Source organism: Shinella sp. GW835-FHT14H05, from assembly GCF_058793575.1.
This window is the reverse complement of the sequence record NZ_JBXAFY010000018.1, coordinates 1-18,132: the sequence shown is the minus strand read 5'-3', so window position 1 is coordinate 18,132 and position 18,132 is coordinate 1. Positions and strand designations below refer to the sequence as shown.

Sequence of the window (18,132 nt, the reverse complement as noted above, 5' to 3'; positions counted from 1 at the left end):
CGCGTTCTCCCCGGGCGATCCTCTCCGGGGAGCGGTGGATGTATATAAGGAAGACGCCCATGTCGCACGGCGCAAGCAGCCGGCCCGCAACCGCCCGCAAATCCTCAGGCCTTTCCGGGACCGTCCGCATCCCCGGCGACAAGTCGATTTCCCACCGCTCCTTCATGTTCGGCGGCCTTGCCAGCGGCGAGACGCGCATCACCGGCCTGCTCGAAGGCGAGGACGTCATCAACACCGGCAAGGCCATGCAGGCCATGGGCGCCAAGATCCGCAAGGATGGCGACACGTGGATCATCAACGGCCTCGGCAATGGCGCGCTGCTGGCGCCTGAAGCGCCGCTCGATTTCGGCAATGCCGGCACCGGCTGCCGCCTGACCATGGGCCTCGTTGGCGTCTACGATTTCTCGTCCACCTTCATCGGCGATGCCTCGCTCACCAAGCGCCCGATGGGCCGCGTGCTCAATCCGCTGCGCGAAATGGGTGTGCAGGTGACGTCTGTCGACGGCGACCGCCTGCCCGTGACGCTGCATGGCCCGAAGACCCCGACGCCGATCACCTACCGCGTGCCGATGGCCTCCGCCCAGGTGAAGTCCGCCGTGCTGCTCGCCGGCCTCAACACGCCCGGCATCACGACGGTCATCGAACCGATCATGACGCGCGACCACACCGAAAAGATGCTGCAGGGTTTCGGCGCCAACCTCTCCGTCGAGACGGATGCGGACGGCGTGCGCACGATCCGGCTTGAAGGTCGCGGCAAGCTCACCGGCCAGGTCATCGACGTGCCGGGTGATCCGTCCTCTACAGCTTTTCCGCTGGTGGCGGCGCTCCTCGTGCCGGGCTCGGACATCACGATCCTCAACGTGCTGATGAACCCGACCCGTACCGGCCTGATCCTCACCTTGCAGGAAATGGGCGCCAATATTGAAGTGTTGAATGCGCGCCTTGCCGGCGGCGAAGACGTGGCGGACCTGCGCGTGCGCTCCTCCGAGCTCAAGGGCGTGACAGTGCCGGAAGACCGCGCGCCGTCGATGATCGACGAATATCCGGTGCTCGCCGTCGCCGCTGCCTTTGCCGAGGGCACGACCGTGATGAACGGCCTCGAAGAACTGCGCGTCAAGGAAAGCGACCGGCTTTCGGCCGTCGCGATCGGCCTCAAGCTTAACGGCGTGGATTGCGACGAGGGCGAATCCTCGCTCGTCGTGCGCGGTCGCCCGGATGGCAAGGGTCTCGGCAATGCCGCGGGTGCGGCCGTCGCCACCCATCTCGACCACCGCATCGCCATGAGCTTCCTCGTCATGGGCCTCGTTTCGGAACATCCCGTGACCGTGGACGACGCCACGATGATCGCCACGAGCTTCCCGGAGTTCATGGATCTGATGGCGGGGCTTGGGGCGAAGATCGAGGTGAACGATTGACGCTCGCGCATGGCGATGCCGGCTCATGAATTTACGCCATGCGTCTTGCCTCTTGGCATCGCCCCTCGTCTTCCGCTAACACCCTTCATGAAAAACATGTGACACATGGGTGTTCTATGAAAACGATTGCCATCGATGGTCCCGCCGCTGCCGGCAAGGGTACGCTGTCGCGCCGCATTGCGGAGGACTATGGCTTTCATCATCTCGATACGGGCCTGACCTACCGCGCGACGGCGAAGGCGCTGATCGATCGCGGGCTGCCGCTCGACGACGAGGCGGTGGCCGCCGGTGTGGCGCGCAATCTCGATCTCGGCGGGCTCGATCGCACGGTGCTGTCCGCCCATGACATCGGTGAGGCGGCGTCGAAAATCGCCGTGATGCCCTCGGTACGCCGGGCGCTGGTCGAGGCGCAGCGCGGTTTTGCGGCGCGCGAGCCCGGCACGGTGCTCGACGGTCGCGATATCGGCACGGTGGTGTGCCCCGATGCGGCGGTGAAACTCTATGTCACGGCCTCGCCGGAAGTGCGCGCGACGCGCCGGCTGGACGAGATCGTGGCGGGCGGCGGGGTGGCCGATTTCGAGACGATCCTCGACGATATCCGCCGCCGCGACGAGCGCGACATGGGCCGTGCCGACAGCCCGCTTCGCCCCGCCGACGATGCGCACTTGCTTGATACCTCGGAAATGAGTATAGAGGCGGCGTTTTCGGCGGCTAAATCGATCATCGACGCCGCTCTGAAGCACTAGAACGAAGCCTGTCCCCGCGCCGGATTTGCTGCCTCACGAGGCAGCGGACAAAGCTCCGTTTATCATCAACGCTAACCCCCGGCGCCCGTGCCCGAGTGGCACACCAGGAGTTTTCATGTCTCAAGCAAACCCCACGCGCGAAGATTTCGCAGCCCTTCTGCAGGAATCCTTTGCGTCTAACGACCTGGCCGAAGGCTATGTCGCCAAGGGCATCGTTACGGCCATCGAGAAGGACGTCGCCATCGTCGACGTCGGCCTCAAGGTCGAAGGTCGCGTACCGCTGAAGGAATTCGGTGCCAAGTCCAAGGACGGCACGCTGAAGGTCGGCGACGAAGTCGAAGTCTATGTCGAGCGCATCGAAAACGCGCTGGGCGAAGCTGTTCTTTCGCGCGAAAAGGCTCGCCGCGAAGAGAGCTGGGCCAAGCTCGAAGTCAAGTTCGAAGCCGGCGAGCGCGTCGAAGGCGTCATCTTCAACCAGGTCAAGGGTGGCTTCACCGTCGATCTCGACGGCGCCGTTGCCTTCCTGCCGCGTTCGCAGGTCGACATCCGTCCGATCCGCGACGTCACGCCGCTCATGCACAATCCGCAGCCCTTCGAAATCCTCAAGATGGACAAGCGTCGCGGCAACATCGTCGTTTCGCGCCGCACGGTTCTCGAAGAATCGCGCGCCGAGCAGCGTTCTGAGATCGTTCAGAACCTCGAAGAAGGCCAGGTTGTTGACGGCGTCGTCAAGAACATCACCGATTACGGTGCGTTCGTTGACCTCGGCGGCATCGACGGCCTGCTGCACGTCACCGACATGGCCTGGCGCCGCGTCAACCATCCGTCGGAAATCCTGTCCATCGGCCAGCAGGTCAAGGTTCAGATCATCCGCATCAACCAGGAAACCCACCGCATCTCGCTCGGCATGAAGCAGCTCGAGTCGGATCCGTGGGATGGCATCGGCACCAAGTACCCGACCGGCAAGAAGATTTCCGGTACGGTTACGAACATCACCGACTACGGTGCGTTCGTCGAGCTGGAGCCGGGCATCGAAGGCCTGATCCACATCTCCGAAATGTCCTGGACCAAGAAGAACGTTCACCCCGGCAAGATCCTGTCCACTAGCCAGGAAGTCGACGTGGTCGTTCTCGAAGTCGACCCGACGAAGCGCCGCATCTCGCTCGGTCTCAAGCAGACCCTCGAGAACCCGTGGCAGGCCTTCGCGCACAGCCACCCGGCTGGCACGGAAGTCGAAGGCGAAGTCAAGAACAAGACCGAATTCGGCCTGTTCATCGGCCTCGACGGCGACGTGGACGGCATGGTGCACCTCTCCGACCTCGACTGGAACCGTCCGGGCGAGCAGGTCATCGAGGAGTTCAACAAGGGCGACGTCGTCAAGGCTGTCGTTCTGGATGTGGACGTCGACAAGGAGCGCATCTCGCTCGGCATCAAGCAGCTCGGCAAGGACTCGGTCGGCGACGCCGCTGCGTCTGGCGACCTGCGCAAGAACGCCGTCGTTTCGGCTGAAGTCATCGCGATCAACGATGGCGGCATCGAAGTGCGTCTCGTCAACCACGAAGACCTCACCTCGTTCATCCGCCGCAACGATCTGTCGCGTGACCGTGACGAACAGCGTCCGGAGCGTTTCTCGGTCGGCCAGACCGTCGACGCCCGCGTGCTGAACTTCTCGAAGAAGGATCGCAAGATCCAGCTTTCGATCAAGGCGCTCGAAATCGCCGAAGAGAAGGAAGCCGTCGCACAGTTCGGTTCGTCGGACTCTGGCGCGTCGCTCGGCGACATCCTCGGCGCGGCTCTGAAGAACCGCAACAACGCCGAGTAAGCCTTGCTTGCTTGAAAAATAAGAAGCCCGCGGAGAGCGATCTCCGCGGGCTTTTTCGTTCAGGTCCAGTAGTCGCCGAGTTTTTGGTAGAAGACGAGGCCCGGCTCGATGACGCCGACCATCTCCGCCGTCTTCTCGCGCCGGCGCACCATGTCGGTGGTTTCCGGGGTGACCTCTTCCGGTTCGTCGCCCGAGGCATCGGGGTCGGCATCCTCGCCGTCCCCTTCGCCTTCACCCCCCGCCTGCTCTTCGTCCTTCTCCGTGTCGCGGGTTTCGAACCATTCAAGGTCCTCTTCCGCCGGCAGGTAGGGCACGAAGGCAAGCGGCACGCCCTCGCGCGGCAAGACCGTCGCTGCAAGCAGCCTCTCGGGTGTCGTGTCGGCTGCGACGGCGGCCCGGACGGTTTCCCGGGCCTGCGGCAGCGGCAGGGCGTCGTCCAGCTCGGCCGTCTGGCGCGGCAGGACAGGGGTCGATTGTGCGGTCTCGGCGCGCACCTTGCCGCCATCGGCGACCGTTTCGGCCTGCACTGCCTGTTCTGCAACCTGTTCCGGCAGTTCGGTGCGGAGGGGATTGAGGCTATGCTCCGCTGGCGGATCGATGGGCTGTTCCAGCAGTGCTTGCAGGAATTTTGCCTCTTCCGGCGAGAGGTTTTCGATGAGATGGGCGACGGCCTGCATCACGAGTGCCTGCGGCAGGTCGCGCGCCACGGCCTGCAGCACGCTACGGGCGAGCGCCTGGCCGGCCGCATTGGCGGTCTGCGCCTTGGCGGGTATCTCGTCCCGCTTCACGGCCGGGGCCGCTTTCTGCGTTTCTTCCGTATCGACGTTGTCGCGCGTCACGGCCTCGGTTGCTTCCACCGGCGGCCGGTCGGCGACCTTGGCGATGGGAGCCGGCACGGGCAGTTCCGTCCGCACCGTGGTATTCGCTTGAACCGGCAGGCGGTTCGAGCCGGCGAGGGCGGCGGGGCGGGCCAGCTCCGTCTCCACTGCGCGCGCCGTGCTCACGGTCCGCGGCTTGCTGCCGCTGTCGAGATCGAAGATGCGCTTCAGCACGGTCTGGAGGGCGCGGGCATCGCCGGCGATCTGCGTCGCCTGCGCGGTCTGCTGCGGGCCATGGCGGCCGACGGCGGCGAGCTGCTGGGCGGTGAGGCCGAGCGGCTTCTGCTGGCGTTCCGCGCCGGCGGTGGGAAGATCGTCGGCATCGAGGCTTGCCGTCAGCAGGATGGCGAGCTTTTGCGCTTCCGGTCCGTTCGGGTTGCGCACCACCTCGACGAGGCTGCGCGTCGGCATGGCGGAGAGCACGGTGCCGATCAGCTTTTCCACGGCGGGGCGAAGTTCCGGTGGCAGCTTGGCGAGGATGTCGGCAAGCTTGCGTCCGCCTTCGCCCTCCCGGCCGGGCAGGGTCTTCAGCGCGGCAAGCAGCGTCTCGAGCAGGTCGCGGCTCGGGCTCGGCTCGCTCGTGCGCGGCATGTGCTTGAGCATGGTCTCGATGAGGCGCAGCAGCACCTCGGCGCGGAGATTGGCGAGGGCGGCGGCGGAAAGCTGCGGCTTGACGGCGGCCTCGACGGGGGTGCCGGCCTGAAGGGCGAGGGAGGGCTGTAGTGCCCCGGTCGTAGGTGCCACTCGTGGCAGCATGCCCGCCTCCTGTCCTTCCCGGCCGATGCTATCCGCATCGCAAAGCCTGCCAATGTTCCATCGTTCGTCGGATGGCGCATCATGCGCGACGCTGCGAGGTGATGATCTTCGGCCCGGACGAACCGGGCATTTCTGCGGAGGCGACGGGTAACCCGGCGAAGCACTGAACCGCTGCAACTGTGCCGGACGGGTGAGCCCGATGTTCCGAACAACTTCCTATCCATTAGAATTGGCATTTTATGGTTAACGAATTGCTAACGCGTGCAGAAACGCTTCGCGCATGCAGCATTGTTCATCCCGAATTGTCGCGCGAAACGGGCCTTGCCCCTTATGCTCAGCTCGCGTAAATCTTCTCGGCACTGTTGGCCGCCGGTGTTTTGCGGGCCGCGGATGCGGCGGAGACCCCCTCGATGAACCTCACCAATCCCATCCTCAACACCGACAGCTACAAGTTCAGCCACTACCTGCAATATCCGCCGGAAACGCGCGCGATTTCCTCCTATGTCGAGGCACGCGGCCATTCCGAGCAGCCGGAAGTGCTGTTCTTCGGCCTCCAGATGTTCCTCAAGGACTATCTGTCGAAGCCGGTCACGCGCGGGGATATCGAGGAGGCCGAAGGCATCGTGACGGCGCACGGCCTGCCATTCAACCGCGAGGGCTGGGCGCATATCGTCAACAAGCACGGCGGTTTCCTGCCGCTCCTGATCGAGGCGCTGCCGGAGGGAACCATGGTGCGCCGCGGCGTTCCGGTCGTGCAGGTGGTGAACACCGATCCTGCCTGCTACTGGCTGACCTCCTATATCGAGACCTCGCTTCTGCGCGCCATCTGGTATCCGAGCACGGTCGCCTCCAATTCGCGCAAGGTGAAGCAGATCATCCAGCCGATCCTGGAAAAGACCTGCGACGACCCGGCCGCCGTCCTCCCCTTCCGCCTGCATGATTTTGGCGCACGCGGCACGACGAGCTTCGAGCAGGCGGGCATCGGCGGTGCGGCGCATCTCGTCAACTTCATGGGCACGGATACGGTCAGCGCCGTGCTCTTCGCCCGCCGCTACTACGGCGCCGACATGGCCGGCTTCTCGATCCCGGCCTCCGAACACTCGACCATGACCTCCTGGGGCCAGGAACACGAGGCGGAAGCCTATGGCAACATGATCGACAAGTTCGGGGCGAAGGGCCTCTATGCCGTCGTCTCCGACAGCTACGACATCAACAATGCCGTCGCGGAAATCTGGGGCAAGCAGTTGAAGGAGCGGGTGCAGACGGCGGGTGGCACGCTGGTCGTGCGGCCCGACAGCGGCGATCCGGTGGAGACACCGGTGCAGGTCGTGCGCCAGCTCGCCTATGCCTTCGGCACGCACCTGAATGCCAAGGGCTACAAGGTGCTCGACGACAGCGTGCGCGTCATCCAGGGCGACGGCATTTCACCCGCCGATATCGGCCTGATCCTTGGCCGGCTGGAGGCCTTCGGCTTCTCCGCGGAAAACATCGCCTTCGGCATGGGCGCGGGGCTGTTGCAGAAGGTCAACCGCGACACCTATTCCTTCGCCATGAAGGCCAATGCCCGGCAGGATACGGCCGGCGCCTGGCACGACGTCTACAAGCGCCCGGCGACGATGAACCTGAAAGCCTCGAAGGCCGGTCGGCAGGCGGTGGTTACGGGCGTCGGCGGCTTGGAAGCCGCGCGCATCGACCAGCTGGTCGGCCGCGAAAACCTGCTCCAGCCGGTCTGGCGTGACGGCAAGCTTTTGCGCGGCTGGACCTTCGACGAGGTACGCGCCCGCGCCGCCTGATCCCCTTGCAGACGGGCGTCCGCCGCTCCATCTTGGCTTCGATGACTGGAGACGAGAGATGACGGTACGCCCGCCGCAGGCGCTCGCCCCCTCCTTCACCAAGGACACGGGGCTGAACATCCTGGAATACGAGCTGATGTCGGAACGGGCGGATGCGCTCGGCCGGCACGGGCTGAAGGTCGAGAAGGCACTGGCGCTGCTCGCCGAGCGCCTCGCCGCCGGCTGCACCGAGCTGGAACGCGAGGACCTCCTGAACGACGCGGCAGACAAAGTCTGGGCCTTCTTCATCCAGCGGGAAATGTGCGGCCTGCGCAGCCAGAAGGATGCGGTCCGCCGCTATGCCATTCCGCCGGAAGTCATCGCCCGGCTCGGAATCGTGCGGCGCAAGCCCTGATCGTCAGGCCACGAGCTGGCGGGTGATGAGGTCGTAGATGCCGTTGTCGTCGACGCGCAGCGTGAAGATTTCCTTCTTCGCCTCTTCCCGTTCCTCCTGCTCGCGCACGCTGGCGGCATCGAGATCACGAACGGTTTCCGCCGTGATGTCCTTGACGTCGGTCGCGGCCTTGTCGGATTTCGCCGGCGTCTTCTCGGCAAGTGCCGTCGCCGCGGCACCGGCTGCGAGCAACTGGATCGTGTCGACTGCGGCTTTTGCCGGGTCGTCCGCTGCCTTGCCGTCCGTCTTGCCCTTCGTCGCATCCTCATGGGCGCGGCCGACGGCGTCCTGCAGCTTCTGGACGTCTTCGAGCTTCTCGCCGGCTTCCAGCGAGCGGATCGTTTCCTCGCGCTCGGCGCGGGTCTCGGCATCCTCGACGCGGGTCGGGTCGCGCTTCGTGCGGTCGAGCTTGAGTTCCTCGATGGTCTTCGGGTCGGCCGTGTCTTCCAGACGGGCGAGCACCTTGCGCATCTCGGGCGTCAGCGCCTTTTCGTCGCGCGCCTTCTCGGCAAGCGCTTCCTTCACGCGCTCCGCTTCCGCGCCATAGGGGCTGCGGATCGCCGCGACGAGATCCGTCGCCTTGAGGCCGAGGTCGGAAAGGCCGGATTTGCTTTCCAGCGTCGCCACGTCCGTCGGCAATTCGCCGCGCAGGCGCGTCAGCATGTTGGAAAGGCGTTTTTCGAAATCGGCGTCCGCTTCCTCCTCGCCCTGCTCCACGCCGGAGGCGAAGGCGAGGCGGGCGACAAGGTTGGCGGTCTGGTCGTCCGAGGGGCCGGCCATCGCCTGCTTGACGGCGGTCAGCGTCGTGCCGAGCCCGCCGAGCGTGCTGCCCTTCGCCGGCAGCGCGATGCCGTCGACGAGCGTCAGCATGTCGGAAAGGCGCTGCGCGAAGGCGCGGGACGTTTCGCCCTCCTGCTGCGTCACGCCGAGCGCGTCGCTGAAGCGGGAGATCAGCTTGGCGAGCGTATCCTCGCCGCGGCCGTTGCTGCCGAAGAAATGTTCGTTGATGCGGGCATTCGCCTGCCGCGCGGTGTCATCCGAACGCAGGGCCGCCGGCTGCAGGACGTCATCGGTCTTGCGTCCGCTGGTCTTTTCCGCTTCCTCGCGGCGCCGATCCTCGATCGTCTCGACGATCGACTGCATCGCCGAGACGGCGGCGGTGGACTGCGCGCTTTGCAGGGGTGTCAACATGGCAACCTCCAGTCTTGCCGGAGGATAGTCCGCAGGCGATTAACCGAACGTTAAGCCTGTGCCCGTCGGATTTCGGGGGTATCCGGCGGCTGCGGCCGGCAGACGACCGTCACCAGCACGAAGCTGACATAGAGCAGCAGATACCACGAGCCGAGCTTGGTGAAGGGCACCATGTGCCAGGTCTTCTGCCCCGGATAGAGCCAGACACCCGTTGCCGTGCCGATGTTTTCGGCGATCCAGAGAAATATGCTGGTGAAGAAAGCCGCAAGCACGAGCGGCATCCATCGCGGTTTCTGCTCGACCGTATAGTAGATGCGCACCCGCCAGAACAGCAGCACCGTCGCCGCAAAGAGCACCATGCGGATGTCGATGAAAAAATGGTGCATGTAGAAATTGACGTAGATGGCAATCGCCAGGAGCGCCGTCGCCCAGAAAGGCGGAAAGTGGGTGAAGCGCATGTCGAAGATGCGGATGGCGCGCGCCATGTAGCTGCCGACCGAGGCGTACATGAAGCCGGAAAACAGCGGCACGCCGCCGATGCGGATGAGCGCCTCCTCGGGATAGACCCACGAGCCCATATGGACCTTGAAGATCTCCATCGCCGTGCCGACGAGGTGATAGATCAGGATGACCTTCGCCTCCTCGAAGCTCTCCATTTTCAGCTTGAGGAAGGTGACCTGGATGGCGAGCGCCATCACGAACAGCGCGTCGTAGCGATGGATCGGCCAGTCCGGCTGCCAGACGAGTTTCGTCAGGATGATCAGCCCGAGCATCAGCCCGCCGAACAGGCAGGCCCAGGCCTGCTTCAGCCCGAACAGCACGAATTCTGCAAGGCCCGACGGCAACGCCGCCAGCCGGCCGCGGATAGCGCGGCGCAGCGGCTCCAGCGTCGGCCCGGTCTGGTGCTGCTCCTGCACGAAAAGGCTCAGCTATGCGCGAAAATGTCGGTCTCTTCCCAGCCGATGAGGTCGAGCTTGGCGCGGGTCGGCAGGAAGGCGAAACAGGCTTCCGCATGGGCCAGCCGGCCGTCGCGCACGAGGCGCGCATTCAGCTTGTCGCGCAGCGCATGCAGGTGCAGCACGTCGGAGGCGGCATATTCGAGCTGCGCGGGCGACAGCGTTTCGGCCGCCCAGTCGGAGGACTGCTGGTGCTTGGAAATGTCGACCTCGAGCATTTCCTTGAGATTGTCCTTCAGGCCATGCCGGTCGGTATAGGTGCGCGTCAGCCGCGAGGCGATCTTGGTGCAGAACACCGGCGTGGTGGTGACACCGAAGGTGTGGAACAGCACGGCGATATCGAAGCGGCCGTAGTGGAAAATCTTCTGGCGGGCCGGGTCTTCCAGCATGGCCGTCAGGTTCGGCGCCTCCTTCTGGCCGGCGGCGATGCGGATGACATCCGCCGTGCCGTCGCCCGGCGAAAGCTGCACCACGCAGAGCCGGTCGCGCCGCGGGATGAGGCCGAGCGTCTCGGTGTCGATGGCGATGGCGCCGGTATAGCGGGCCGCATCCGCCGCGGAAATGTCGCCTTCGTGATAGCGGATTGCACTTACCATGAAAAACCCCATCTAAGCTGCACGATTATCGTGAGGCCTATAGCGCATGTTTCCGGCTCGCGGTACTTCTTTGTGGAAGACGAAGGACCGGCCGCCGGCCGGAAGAGACGATGAAGATACGATTGGCCCTTGTCGCCCTGACCCTCCTGTTTGCCCCGGCCGCCGCGCAGGCGCAGGTTTTTCATGACCTGCCCGGTGTCGTGACGACGCAGGAGCATGAAGCCGAGGAGCGGGTGGACTGCACGCCGCGCTACATTCCGCCGCCGGAAAACAGCACGCAGCAGCATTGGGGCCGCACGGTCTATGACTGCACGCGCAGCGGCGTGACCACGACGGGCAGCGGCATGCCGCTGTCGCGCGAGCGCAACCTGCGCGGCCTCGACTGGTAACATTCCCCCATCCATTCTCCGGAGCAGCCATGACCGATGCCCCCCTGCCGCTGGTGATCAGCGCGCCCGAGCCGCGCTCGCTGGACTTGATCTTCACGCGGGAGGCCGAGGCCGAACTGCGCAGGACCTACCACATCGTCGAGGCCGATCCGGAAAACATCGGCGGGCTTTCCGACGATGTGCTCGGCGAGGCGCGCTACATCCTCGGCCAGCCACCGCTCTCCGCCGAGACGCTGGCGCGCATGCCGAAACTGCGCGCCATTCTCAATGTCGAGAGCAATCTCCTCAACAACATGCCCTACGAAATCCTGTTTTCGCGCGGCATCCACGTCGTGACGACGGGACAGGTCTTTGCCGAGCCGGTCGCGGAACTCGGCCTTGCCATGGCCTTGAACCTTGCGCGCGGGGTGATCGATGCGGACGTCGCCTTCCGCGAGGGCAAAGAGCTCTGGGGCGGCGAGGGCAACCAGTCCGCCCGCCTCCTTTCCGGCTCCGAAATCGGCATCGTCGGCTTCGGCGATCTCGGCCGGGCGCTGAACCGCGTGCTTTCCGGCTTCCGCGCGAAAATCCGCGTCTTCGACCCCTGGCTGCCGCCATCGATGCTGCGCGAAGCGGGCGTCGAGCCGGCGTCGCTTTCCGAAGTGCTGGCGATGAGCGATTTCGTCTTCGTCGTCGCCTCGGTGACGAGCGAGAACAAGGGGTTCCTCGGGGCCGAGGCCTTCGCCTCGATGCGCAAGGGCGCGGGTTTCATCCTGCTCAGCCGCGCCGACGTGGTCGATTTCCCGGCGCTGATGGCGGCCGTCGCATCCGGCCATATCGTTGCGGCAAGCGATGTCTATCCGGAGGAACCACTGCCGCTCGATCATCCTGTGCGAACGCTTGCCGGTTTCGTGCGCTCGGCGCACCGCGCCGGCGCGCTCGACAGCGCCTTCAAGAAGATGGGCGACATGGTGCTGGAGGATATGGCGCTGATGGATCGCGGCCTGCCGCCGATGCGCTGCAAGCGCGCCGAGCGCGAGACGGTATCGCGCATGCGCTCCAAGCCGGTAAGCGTCAACTGAAACGAAAAGGCCGTGGTGGTTTCCCGCCACGGCCTTTTGGATTCTTGCGCCTTGGTCAGGCGCGCTTGAGAACCTTGATGAGCACGAGCAGGATCACCGCGCCGATCGTGGCGTTGATGATCGCGGCGAGGATACCGCCGCCGATGGAGAAGCCGAGCCGGGGAAACAGGAAACCGGCGATGAAGGCGCCGACGATGCCGACGACGATATTGCCGATGAGGCCATAGCCGAAGCCCGAGACGATCAGGCCCGCAAGCCAGCCCGCAATGGCGCCGATGAGGAGAAAAATAAGAATGCTTTCAATGCCCATGGAATGCTCCCTTTGACAGCATCATTCTGTCACTGCCCAATCTGGCAGCCGTTTTCCGGAAAGCAAGGGGCTTTGAAAACTTCTCTTCAGCCGCTCAGACGATGCCGCCGCCCCCACTCGCCACCGCCGGCCGCTCGCCGGTGACCTTCGCCCGGTAACCCGCCGCCCGGTAGGTCGCGACCGGATCGATCGCGCCGCCGGACTCCAGCCGCGCCATGGCCAGGATCGGCTCGACATCGGTGCGAAAGCCGGCCTTCAGCGTCTCGGAGGCCATCAGCGCGTCATTGCCGTCCTGATAGCCGAGGAGCGCCGCGCGATCGACGATCAGCCCCTGCGCATAGGCACGGCAGACTTCCATGGCGCTGCGCATCAGGCTTTCGATCGGGTCCGTCACGTTGTGGCTCTGGTCGAGCATATGCGCCGGCGCAAAGCCCTCGGCCTTTCGAACCTCCGCATCGACCAGCTCATTGAAGACGAGGAAGAGCCGGTAGGGATCGATCGAGCCGGTATCGAGATCGTCGTCGCCATATTTCGAATCGTTGAAATGGAAGCCGCCGAGTTTCTTGAACTGGATGAGCCGGGCGACGATCATCTCGATATTGACGTTCGGCGCATGGTGGCCGAGATCGACGAGGCAATAGGCCTTGGGGCCGAGTTCCTGGGCGATCAGGTAGTTGCTGCCCCAGTCCTGCACCACCGTCGAATAGAAGGCCGGCTCGTACATCTTGTGCTCGGTAAAGAGCCGCCAATCCTCCGGCAGCTCCTTGTAGATGGCCTTCATCGCATCGAGATAGCGCTCGAAGCTTTTCGTGAAATTCGCCTGCCCCGGAAAGTTCGTGCCGTCACCGATCCACACCGTCAGCGCCTTCGAGCCGAGTGCATTGCCGATGGCGATGCATTCCAGATTGTGCTCGACGGCCTGCTGGCGCGTCGCGGCATTGGCGTGGGAGAGCGAACCGAACTTGTAGGAATGCTCCTGCTGCGGCGCATCGGAAAAGGTGTTGGAGTTCATCGCGTCGAAGCCGAGGCCGAGCGCATTGCCCCGTTCCTTCAATTCCTTGAGGTCCGTCACCTTGTCCCACGGAATGTGTAGGGAGACCGTGGGCGTCGCGCGGGTCAGTTCCTGGATGACCGCGCAATCCTCCAGCTTGTCGAAGATGTTGCGCGGCTCGCCCTCGCCGGGAAAACGCGCAAAACGCGTGCCACCGGTGCCGACGCCCCAGGAGGGAACCGCGACCGCATAGGCCGCGACCTTGCGCTTCAGCGCATCGATATCGACGCCGCGACGGGTTAGCTGCGCGCCGAGATGCTGATAGTCGCTCTTTAGATCGGCAAGACGCCTGTCGTTCTCGCGCGAAACCACGTCCTGGGAAATCATCGTCATCGGTCGATCTCCTCAGCGCGTGAAGGACTGGGCATTGCCCGCGTCGACATTGACGATATTGCCGGTCGATTTCGCCGACATGTCGGAGGCGAGGAAATAGATCGCCTCGGCGATATCCTCCGGATAGACCGACATTTTCAGCATGGAGCGCTCGCGATAATGCGCCTCCAGGTCATCCGTCTTGTAGGTCGCCGCGCGCTGTTCCTTCCACTCCCCGGTCCAGATTTTCGAGCCGCGCAGCACGGCGTCCGGGTTCACCACGTTGACGCGGATCTGCTCGGAGGCACCTTCCAGCGCGAGGCAACGGGCAAGATGGATTTCGGCGGCCTTCGCCGTGCAATAGGCCGAGGCGCCGGGGGAGGCGGCAAGGCCGTTCTTGGAGGCGACGAAGACCACGTTGCCGCCCGCCTTCTGCCGGCGGAAGATGCGGAAGGCTTCGCGCGAAACGAGGAAATAACCGGTGGCGAGAATGCTGATATTCTTGTTCCACAGCTCCAGCGTCGTCTCCTCGATGACGGCGGAGGAGGCGAGGCCGGCATTGGAGACGAGAATGTCGAGGCCGCCGAACTCGACCAGCGTATCGGCAAAGCTCTTCGCCACGAGCGCCTCGTCGGTGACGTTCATGGCCACTGAGCGAACGACATCCTTGCCGTAGCGGCCGGCAAGCTCGTTTTGCGCGGCGGCAAGCGCCGTCTCGTCGATATCGGCCAGCACCACGCAGGCGCCCTCCGCCATCAGCCGGTTGGCGGTCGCCTTGCCGATGCCGCCGGCCCCGCCGGTGACGAGCGCGATGCGGCCAGCGAGGCTCTTCGGCTTCGGCATGCGCTGGAGTTTTGCCTCTTCCAGCAGCCAATATTCGATGTCGAACGCTTCCTGCTCCGGCAGGCCGACATAGTCCGACACACCAGAGGCGCCGCGCATGACATTGATGGCATTGACATAGAATTCGCCGGAAATCCGCGCCGTCGCCTTGTCCTTGGCAAAGGTGATCATGCCAACACCCGGCACCAGATAGACCACCGCATTCGGATCGCGTATGGCCGGGCTGTTGTCCCGCTTGCAGCGCTCGTAATAGGCGGCGTAATCGGCACGGTAGGCGGCGACGGCATCGGCGAGGCCGGCGAGCGTCTTGTCGATATCCGGATTGGCCGGATCGAAATCCACCACCAGCGGCCGGATTTTCGTGCGCAGGAAATGGTCGGGGCAGCTCGTACCGAGAGCCGCAAGTGGCGCAAGATTCTTGGATGTCACGAAGTCCAGCACGGCCTCGCCATCGTCGAAATGGCCGACCTTCTTCTCGTCCTCGCTGATCATGCCGCGGATGATCGGCATCAGCTTTTCTGCAACCGCGCGGCGCTCGGCAGCGGCCAGCACCGGCTTCACCGCACCACCGAAGGCCGGCGCCGTGTTGTTTTCTTCGAACCAGCCGATCGCCTTGTTGATGATCTCGATGGTGACCTCGTAGCATTCCTTGGCCGTATCGCCCCAGGTGAAGAGCCCATGGCTTTCCAGCACGAGGCCGCGCGCCGTCGGGTTTTCCAGGCAGAACTTTTCGAGCCATAGGCCCAGTTCAAAGCCTGGCCGCTTCCAGGGAAGCCAGCCGATATCGTCGCCGAAAATCTGCTGCGTCAGCTCGCGGCTGTTCTTTGCGGCGGCAATCGCGATGATCGCGTCCGGATGCATGTGATCGACATGCTTCTTCGGCACATAGGCATGCAGCGGTGTGTCGATCGAGGCGGCGCGCGGGTTGAGGTTGAAGGTGCAGTGGGGGAGGTAACCCACCATCTCATCCTCATGCTCCAGGCCGCGATAGAGCCCCTTCAGCGCAGTCAGCTTGTCCATGTAAAGCGTGGCAAAGCCGTCCATCTTGATCGTGCCGACATCGCCGCCCGAGCCCTTGACCCAGAGAACCTCCACCTCGCCCGCGCCGAGCGGATCCTTCTCGATGACCTTTGCCGAGGTGTTGCCGCCGCCGTAATTGGTAATGCGCTTGTCGGAGCCGAGCAGGTTGGAGCGATAAAGCAGCCGCTCGGGCTCGCTCATCGTCGACGCCTTTGCGTCATCCCACAGGGTTGCAAGGCGTGCGCCCTGGTTCTTCTCCAGCATCGGCATTTCCTCCCGGTGTTTCGTATGCGCAAGGCTATCGCCGCGCTTGAAGGCATGCTTTCAAATCTCACGGAAACTTCGCGGATGTCAATCATAAACGATCAAAAACAGTCATATTGCGCTGCACAATGAAAAAATATGATTGATCGTGATTGACATTGCGCATTCCTGATGGAAGCATTGCCAGCACTGGAGGAACCATGCACGAGAAGGAAAGACATCGGATCATTCTGTCCGCCGTTCAGGAAAAGCCGGTCGTCACCGTGCCCGAACTGGTGGACCTGACCGACAGTTCCGAAGCGACGATCCGCCGCGATATCGCAGCCCTGCACGTGCAGAAGAAGCTGCGCCGGGTGCGCGGCGGCGCCGAGGCGCTGCATCCGCCGCAATTCGTCGGCCTCGCCGGCCGGCCCTTCACGGTGAACGAGACGCTGAACACCCGCCAGAAGCAGGCGATCGCCAAGGAGGCGGTCGGGCTCTGCGAGGACGGCGACCCGATCATCATCAACGGCGGCACGACGACGTTCCAGATGGTGCACTTTTTGACCAACCGCCGCATGCAGGTCTTCACCAACTCGTTCAACATCGCCGAACACCTGCTGAAGCACTCGAAGAACACGATCATGCTCTCCGGCGGCACCATCTACCGCGAGCAGAACATCGTGCTCAGCCCCTTCGACAATGACGTGACGCGCAATTTCTATGCGCGCCGCATGTTCATGGGGGCGCAGGGCCTCGGGCCGCTCGGCCTGATGGAGGCCGATCCGCTGCTCATCCAGGCGGAACAGAAGCTCATCGACCAGGCCGACGAACTCATCGTTCTGGTCGATTCCACCAAGTTCAAGAAGCGCTCCAGCCTCATTCTCTGCGGGCTGAAGCGCATCGCAACCGTCATCACGGATTCGGGCATCGAGGACAGGGATGCCGCGATGCTGGAGGAGGCCGGCGTCAACCTGATCGTCGCAAACGTTCAGACCGACGCCAAAACGCAGAATGCACCGTCGTCGGCATGACGCCGGCGGGTTGATTTTCACTGGGAGGAAACAGTCGTGAAAATTCTGAAGACATTGCTTGTGACCGCGGCCGTCTCGGTCGCGATGATGGCCACCGCGCAGGCGGAAACCAAGAAGATCGCCCTCGTCGTCAAGGCGCTCGGCATCGGCTTCTTCGAGGCCGCCAACAAGGGCGCGCAGGAAGCCGCCAAGGAACTCGGCGACGTCGAGGTCATCTATACCGGCCCGACGACGACGACCGCCGAAGGCCAGATCGAGGTGATCAACTCGCTGATCGCCCAGAAGGTCGATGCTATTGCCGTTTCGGCGAACGACACCAATGCGCTCGTACCGGCCCTCAAGAAGGCCATGGACCGCGGCATCAAGGTCATCTCTTGGGATTCGGGCGTCGCACCCGAAGGTCGCTCGATGCACCTGAACCCGTCGTCGAACCCGCTGATCGGCAACATGATCATCAAGCTCGCCGCCGATAACCTGCCGGAGGGCGGTGACGTCGCGGTGCTGTCGGCAACCGCCACCTCGACAAACCAGAACGTCTGGATCGAGGAAATGACCAAGGTGCTGCCCAACTACAAGGGCATCAACGTGGTCGCCACCGTCTATGGCGATGACCTTGCCGACAAGTCGTATCGCGAGACGCAGGGCTTGATTCAGTCGCATCCGAACCTGAAGGCGATCATCGCGCCGACCTCCGTCGGCATCGTCGCCGCCGCCCAGGCCGTCACCGACGCCGGCAAGATCGGCCAGATCAACGTCACGGGCCTCGGACTTCCCTCCGAAATGGCCGGCCATGTGAAGTCGGGCGCCTCCAAGTCCTTCGCGATCTGGAACCCGATCGACCTCGGTTATTCCGCCACCATGATCGCCTATGACCTGATCGGCGGCGCGGAAGCCAAGCCCGGCGCGGAACTGAAAATGGGCCGCATGGGCACCGTCAAGCTCGACGACAAGAACGAAGGCGCCATGGCCGATCCGTTCATCTACGATGCCAAGAACGTCGAAGAGTTCGCCAAGATCTTCTGATCTGGCGTAACCCCCCTCTGCCCTGCCGGGCATCTCCCCCTCAAGGGGGGAGATCGGATGGGGCATCGCCTCGCCCATCTCCGACGCTGCTGATGGAGCAGGGTTCTTGCCTCTTGTCGATCTCCCCCCTTGAGGGGGGAGTGTTTACACGGAACGCTTTTGAGATTCTGCTATGGGGGTGATTTTGCGTGGAGGCAGGTGATGGATTGCCCGGGCTGTGGTGGTGTCGATCTGATCAAGCGCGGCAGCAAGGCCGGCCA

Annotated in this window: 16 protein-coding genes; 9 read left to right on the top strand and 7 right to left on the bottom strand. The window is 63.9% G+C overall.

From position 1 onward, the window contains the following. Window positions 1–59 precede the first annotated feature (59 nt). From aroA to rpsA, 3 genes are all read left to right on the top strand, one after another. The gene (gene aroA / locus AC1Q6Z_RS30520; protein ID WP_492650159.1) at window positions 60–1,415 is read left to right on the top strand and encodes a 3-phosphoshikimate 1-carboxyvinyltransferase; all 1,356 of its coding nucleotides are present in this window, start codon (window positions 60–62) and stop codon (window positions 1,413–1,415) included. Between the two features lie 116 nt (window positions 1,416–1,531). Next, a complete protein-coding gene (gene cmk / locus AC1Q6Z_RS30515) occupies window positions 1,532–2,161 on the top strand; it encodes a (d)CMP kinase (protein WP_256117805.1) in 630 nt (209 codons plus the stop codon). A 115-nt stretch (window positions 2,162–2,276) separates the two neighbouring features. Beyond that, window positions 2,277–3,983 carry a 30S ribosomal protein S1 gene (gene rpsA / locus AC1Q6Z_RS30510; protein ID WP_256117804.1) on the top strand — a complete coding sequence of 569 codons (1,707 nt, stop codon included), beginning with the start codon at window positions 2,277–2,279 and terminating at the stop codon, window positions 3,981–3,983. A gap of 59 nt (window positions 3,984–4,042) precedes the next feature. Here rpsA and AC1Q6Z_RS30505 read toward each other — a convergent pair whose 3' ends face one another. Beyond that, entirely contained in the window at window positions 4,043–5,617 is a 1,575-nt protein-coding gene (locus AC1Q6Z_RS30505) for a hypothetical protein (RefSeq protein WP_492650158.1), read from the bottom strand. Between the two features lie 410 nt (window positions 5,618–6,027). Here AC1Q6Z_RS30505 and AC1Q6Z_RS30500 point away from each other — a divergent pair, with 410 nt between their 5' ends. Next, a complete protein-coding gene (locus tag AC1Q6Z_RS30500; protein ID WP_492650157.1) occupies window positions 6,028–7,410 on the top strand; it encodes a nicotinate phosphoribosyltransferase in 1,383 nt (460 codons plus the stop codon). A gap of 58 nt (window positions 7,411–7,468) precedes the next feature. Further along, a complete protein-coding gene (locus AC1Q6Z_RS30495) occupies window positions 7,469–7,804 on the top strand; it encodes a DUF6665 family protein (RefSeq protein ID WP_256117800.1) in 336 nt (111 codons plus the stop codon). 3 nt (window positions 7,805–7,807) lie between these two features. On the opposite strand, the gene AC1Q6Z_RS30490 is transcribed toward AC1Q6Z_RS30495, so the two are convergent. The 3 genes from AC1Q6Z_RS30490 to AC1Q6Z_RS30480 are packed head-to-tail and all read right to left on the bottom strand — an operon-like array spanning window position 7,808 to window position 10,586. Beyond that, complete coding sequence (locus tag AC1Q6Z_RS30490) at window positions 7,808–9,034, bottom strand: hypothetical protein (RefSeq protein ID WP_492650156.1); 1,227 nt, start codon at window positions 9,032–9,034, stop codon at window positions 7,808–7,810. 50 nt (window positions 9,035–9,084) lie between these two features. Then, window positions 9,085–9,951, bottom strand: a complete 867-nt coding sequence (locus tag AC1Q6Z_RS30485; protein ID WP_492650155.1) for a DUF817 domain-containing protein — start codon at window positions 9,949–9,951, stop codon at window positions 9,085–9,087. 8 nt (window positions 9,952–9,959) lie between these two features. Further along, the gene (locus tag AC1Q6Z_RS30480) at window positions 9,960–10,586 is read right to left on the bottom strand and encodes a ribonuclease D (protein WP_492650154.1); all 627 of its coding nucleotides are present in this window, start codon (window positions 10,584–10,586) and stop codon (window positions 9,960–9,962) included. Between the two features lie 110 nt (window positions 10,587–10,696). Between AC1Q6Z_RS30480 and AC1Q6Z_RS30475 the strand changes: the two genes are divergently transcribed. Both AC1Q6Z_RS30475 and AC1Q6Z_RS30470 read left to right on the top strand, forming a co-directional pair. Continuing rightward, window positions 10,697–10,975 (top strand): hypothetical protein, encoded by a 279-nt coding sequence (locus AC1Q6Z_RS30475; RefSeq protein WP_439615012.1) that lies wholly within the window; start codon window positions 10,697–10,699, stop codon window positions 10,973–10,975. A 29-nt stretch (window positions 10,976–11,004) separates the two neighbouring features. Then, on the top strand, window positions 11,005–12,036 hold the full coding sequence (locus tag AC1Q6Z_RS30470; protein WP_256117793.1) for a hydroxyacid dehydrogenase: 1,032 nt from the start codon (window positions 11,005–11,007) through the stop codon (window positions 12,034–12,036). A 55-nt stretch (window positions 12,037–12,091) separates the two neighbouring features. On the opposite strand, the gene AC1Q6Z_RS30465 is transcribed toward AC1Q6Z_RS30470, so the two are convergent. The 3 genes from AC1Q6Z_RS30465 to AC1Q6Z_RS30455 form a co-directional block, all read right to left on the bottom strand. After that, entirely contained in the window at window positions 12,092–12,346 is a 255-nt protein-coding gene (locus AC1Q6Z_RS30465; protein WP_256120773.1) for a GlsB/YeaQ/YmgE family stress response membrane protein, read from the bottom strand. Between the two features lie 94 nt (window positions 12,347–12,440). Next, window positions 12,441–13,730 (bottom strand): L-rhamnose catabolism isomerase, encoded by a 1,290-nt coding sequence (gene rhaI / locus AC1Q6Z_RS30460; RefSeq protein ID WP_492650153.1) that lies wholly within the window; start codon window positions 13,728–13,730, stop codon window positions 12,441–12,443. Between the two features lie 12 nt (window positions 13,731–13,742). After that, the gene (locus AC1Q6Z_RS30455) at window positions 13,743–15,836 is read right to left on the bottom strand and encodes a bifunctional rhamnulose-1-phosphate aldolase/short-chain dehydrogenase (protein ID WP_492650152.1); all 2,094 of its coding nucleotides are present in this window, start codon (window positions 15,834–15,836) and stop codon (window positions 13,743–13,745) included. A 200-nt stretch (window positions 15,837–16,036) separates the two neighbouring features. Between AC1Q6Z_RS30455 and AC1Q6Z_RS30450 the strand changes: the two genes are divergently transcribed. Together AC1Q6Z_RS30450 and rhaS are read left to right on the top strand one after the other, a co-directional pair. After that, entirely contained in the window at window positions 16,037–16,849 is an 813-nt protein-coding gene (locus AC1Q6Z_RS30450) for a DeoR/GlpR family DNA-binding transcription regulator (protein ID WP_256120770.1), read from the top strand. Between the two features lie 36 nt (window positions 16,850–16,885). After that, the gene (rhaS, locus tag AC1Q6Z_RS30445) at window positions 16,886–17,872 is read left to right on the top strand and encodes a rhamnose ABC transporter substrate-binding protein (protein ID WP_439615016.1); all 987 of its coding nucleotides are present in this window, start codon (window positions 16,886–16,888) and stop codon (window positions 17,870–17,872) included. Window positions 17,873–18,132: the final 260 nt, after the last annotated feature.

What these genes read in the sequence shown, in the direction of transcription:
- AC1Q6Z_RS30475 (WP_439615012.1), top strand. Translation starts at nt 10,697, where the DNA reads ATGAAGATACGATTGGCCCTTGTCGCCCTGACCCTCCTGTTTGCCCCG.
- AC1Q6Z_RS30495 (WP_256117800.1), top strand. Translation starts at nt 7,469, where the DNA reads ATGACGGTACGCCCGCCGCAGGCGCTCGCCCCCTCCTTCACCAAGGAC.
- AC1Q6Z_RS30490 (WP_492650156.1), bottom strand. Translation starts at nt 9,034, where the DNA reads ATGTTGACACCCCTGCAAAGCGCGCAGTCCACCGCCGCCGTCTCGGCG.
- aroA (WP_492650159.1), top strand. Translation starts at nt 60, where the DNA reads ATGTCGCACGGCGCAAGCAGCCGGCCCGCAACCGCCCGCAAATCCTCA.
- rpsA (WP_256117804.1), top strand. Translation starts at nt 2,277, where the DNA reads ATGTCTCAAGCAAACCCCACGCGCGAAGATTTCGCAGCCCTTCTGCAG.
- cmk (WP_256117805.1), top strand. Translation starts at nt 1,532, where the DNA reads ATGAAAACGATTGCCATCGATGGTCCCGCCGCTGCCGGCAAGGGTACG.
- AC1Q6Z_RS30455 (WP_492650152.1), bottom strand. Translation starts at nt 15,836, where the DNA reads ATGCTGGAGAAGAACCAGGGCGCACGCCTTGCAACCCTGTGGGATGAC.
- rhaI (WP_492650153.1), bottom strand. Translation starts at nt 13,730, where the DNA reads ATGACGATGATTTCCCAGGACGTGGTTTCGCGCGAGAACGACAGGCGT.
- AC1Q6Z_RS30470 (WP_256117793.1), top strand. Translation starts at nt 11,005, where the DNA reads ATGACCGATGCCCCCCTGCCGCTGGTGATCAGCGCGCCCGAGCCGCGC.
- AC1Q6Z_RS30500 (WP_492650157.1), top strand. Translation starts at nt 6,028, where the DNA reads ATGAACCTCACCAATCCCATCCTCAACACCGACAGCTACAAGTTCAGC.
- AC1Q6Z_RS30465 (WP_256120773.1), bottom strand. Translation starts at nt 12,346, where the DNA reads ATGGGCATTGAAAGCATTCTTATTTTTCTCCTCATCGGCGCCATTGCG.
- AC1Q6Z_RS30505 (WP_492650158.1), bottom strand. Translation starts at nt 5,617, where the DNA reads ATGCTGCCACGAGTGGCACCTACGACCGGGGCACTACAGCCCTCCCTC.
- AC1Q6Z_RS30450 (WP_256120770.1), top strand. Translation starts at nt 16,037, where the DNA reads ATGCACGAGAAGGAAAGACATCGGATCATTCTGTCCGCCGTTCAGGAA.
- AC1Q6Z_RS30480 (WP_492650154.1), bottom strand. Translation starts at nt 10,586, where the DNA reads ATGGTAAGTGCAATCCGCTATCACGAAGGCGACATTTCCGCGGCGGAT.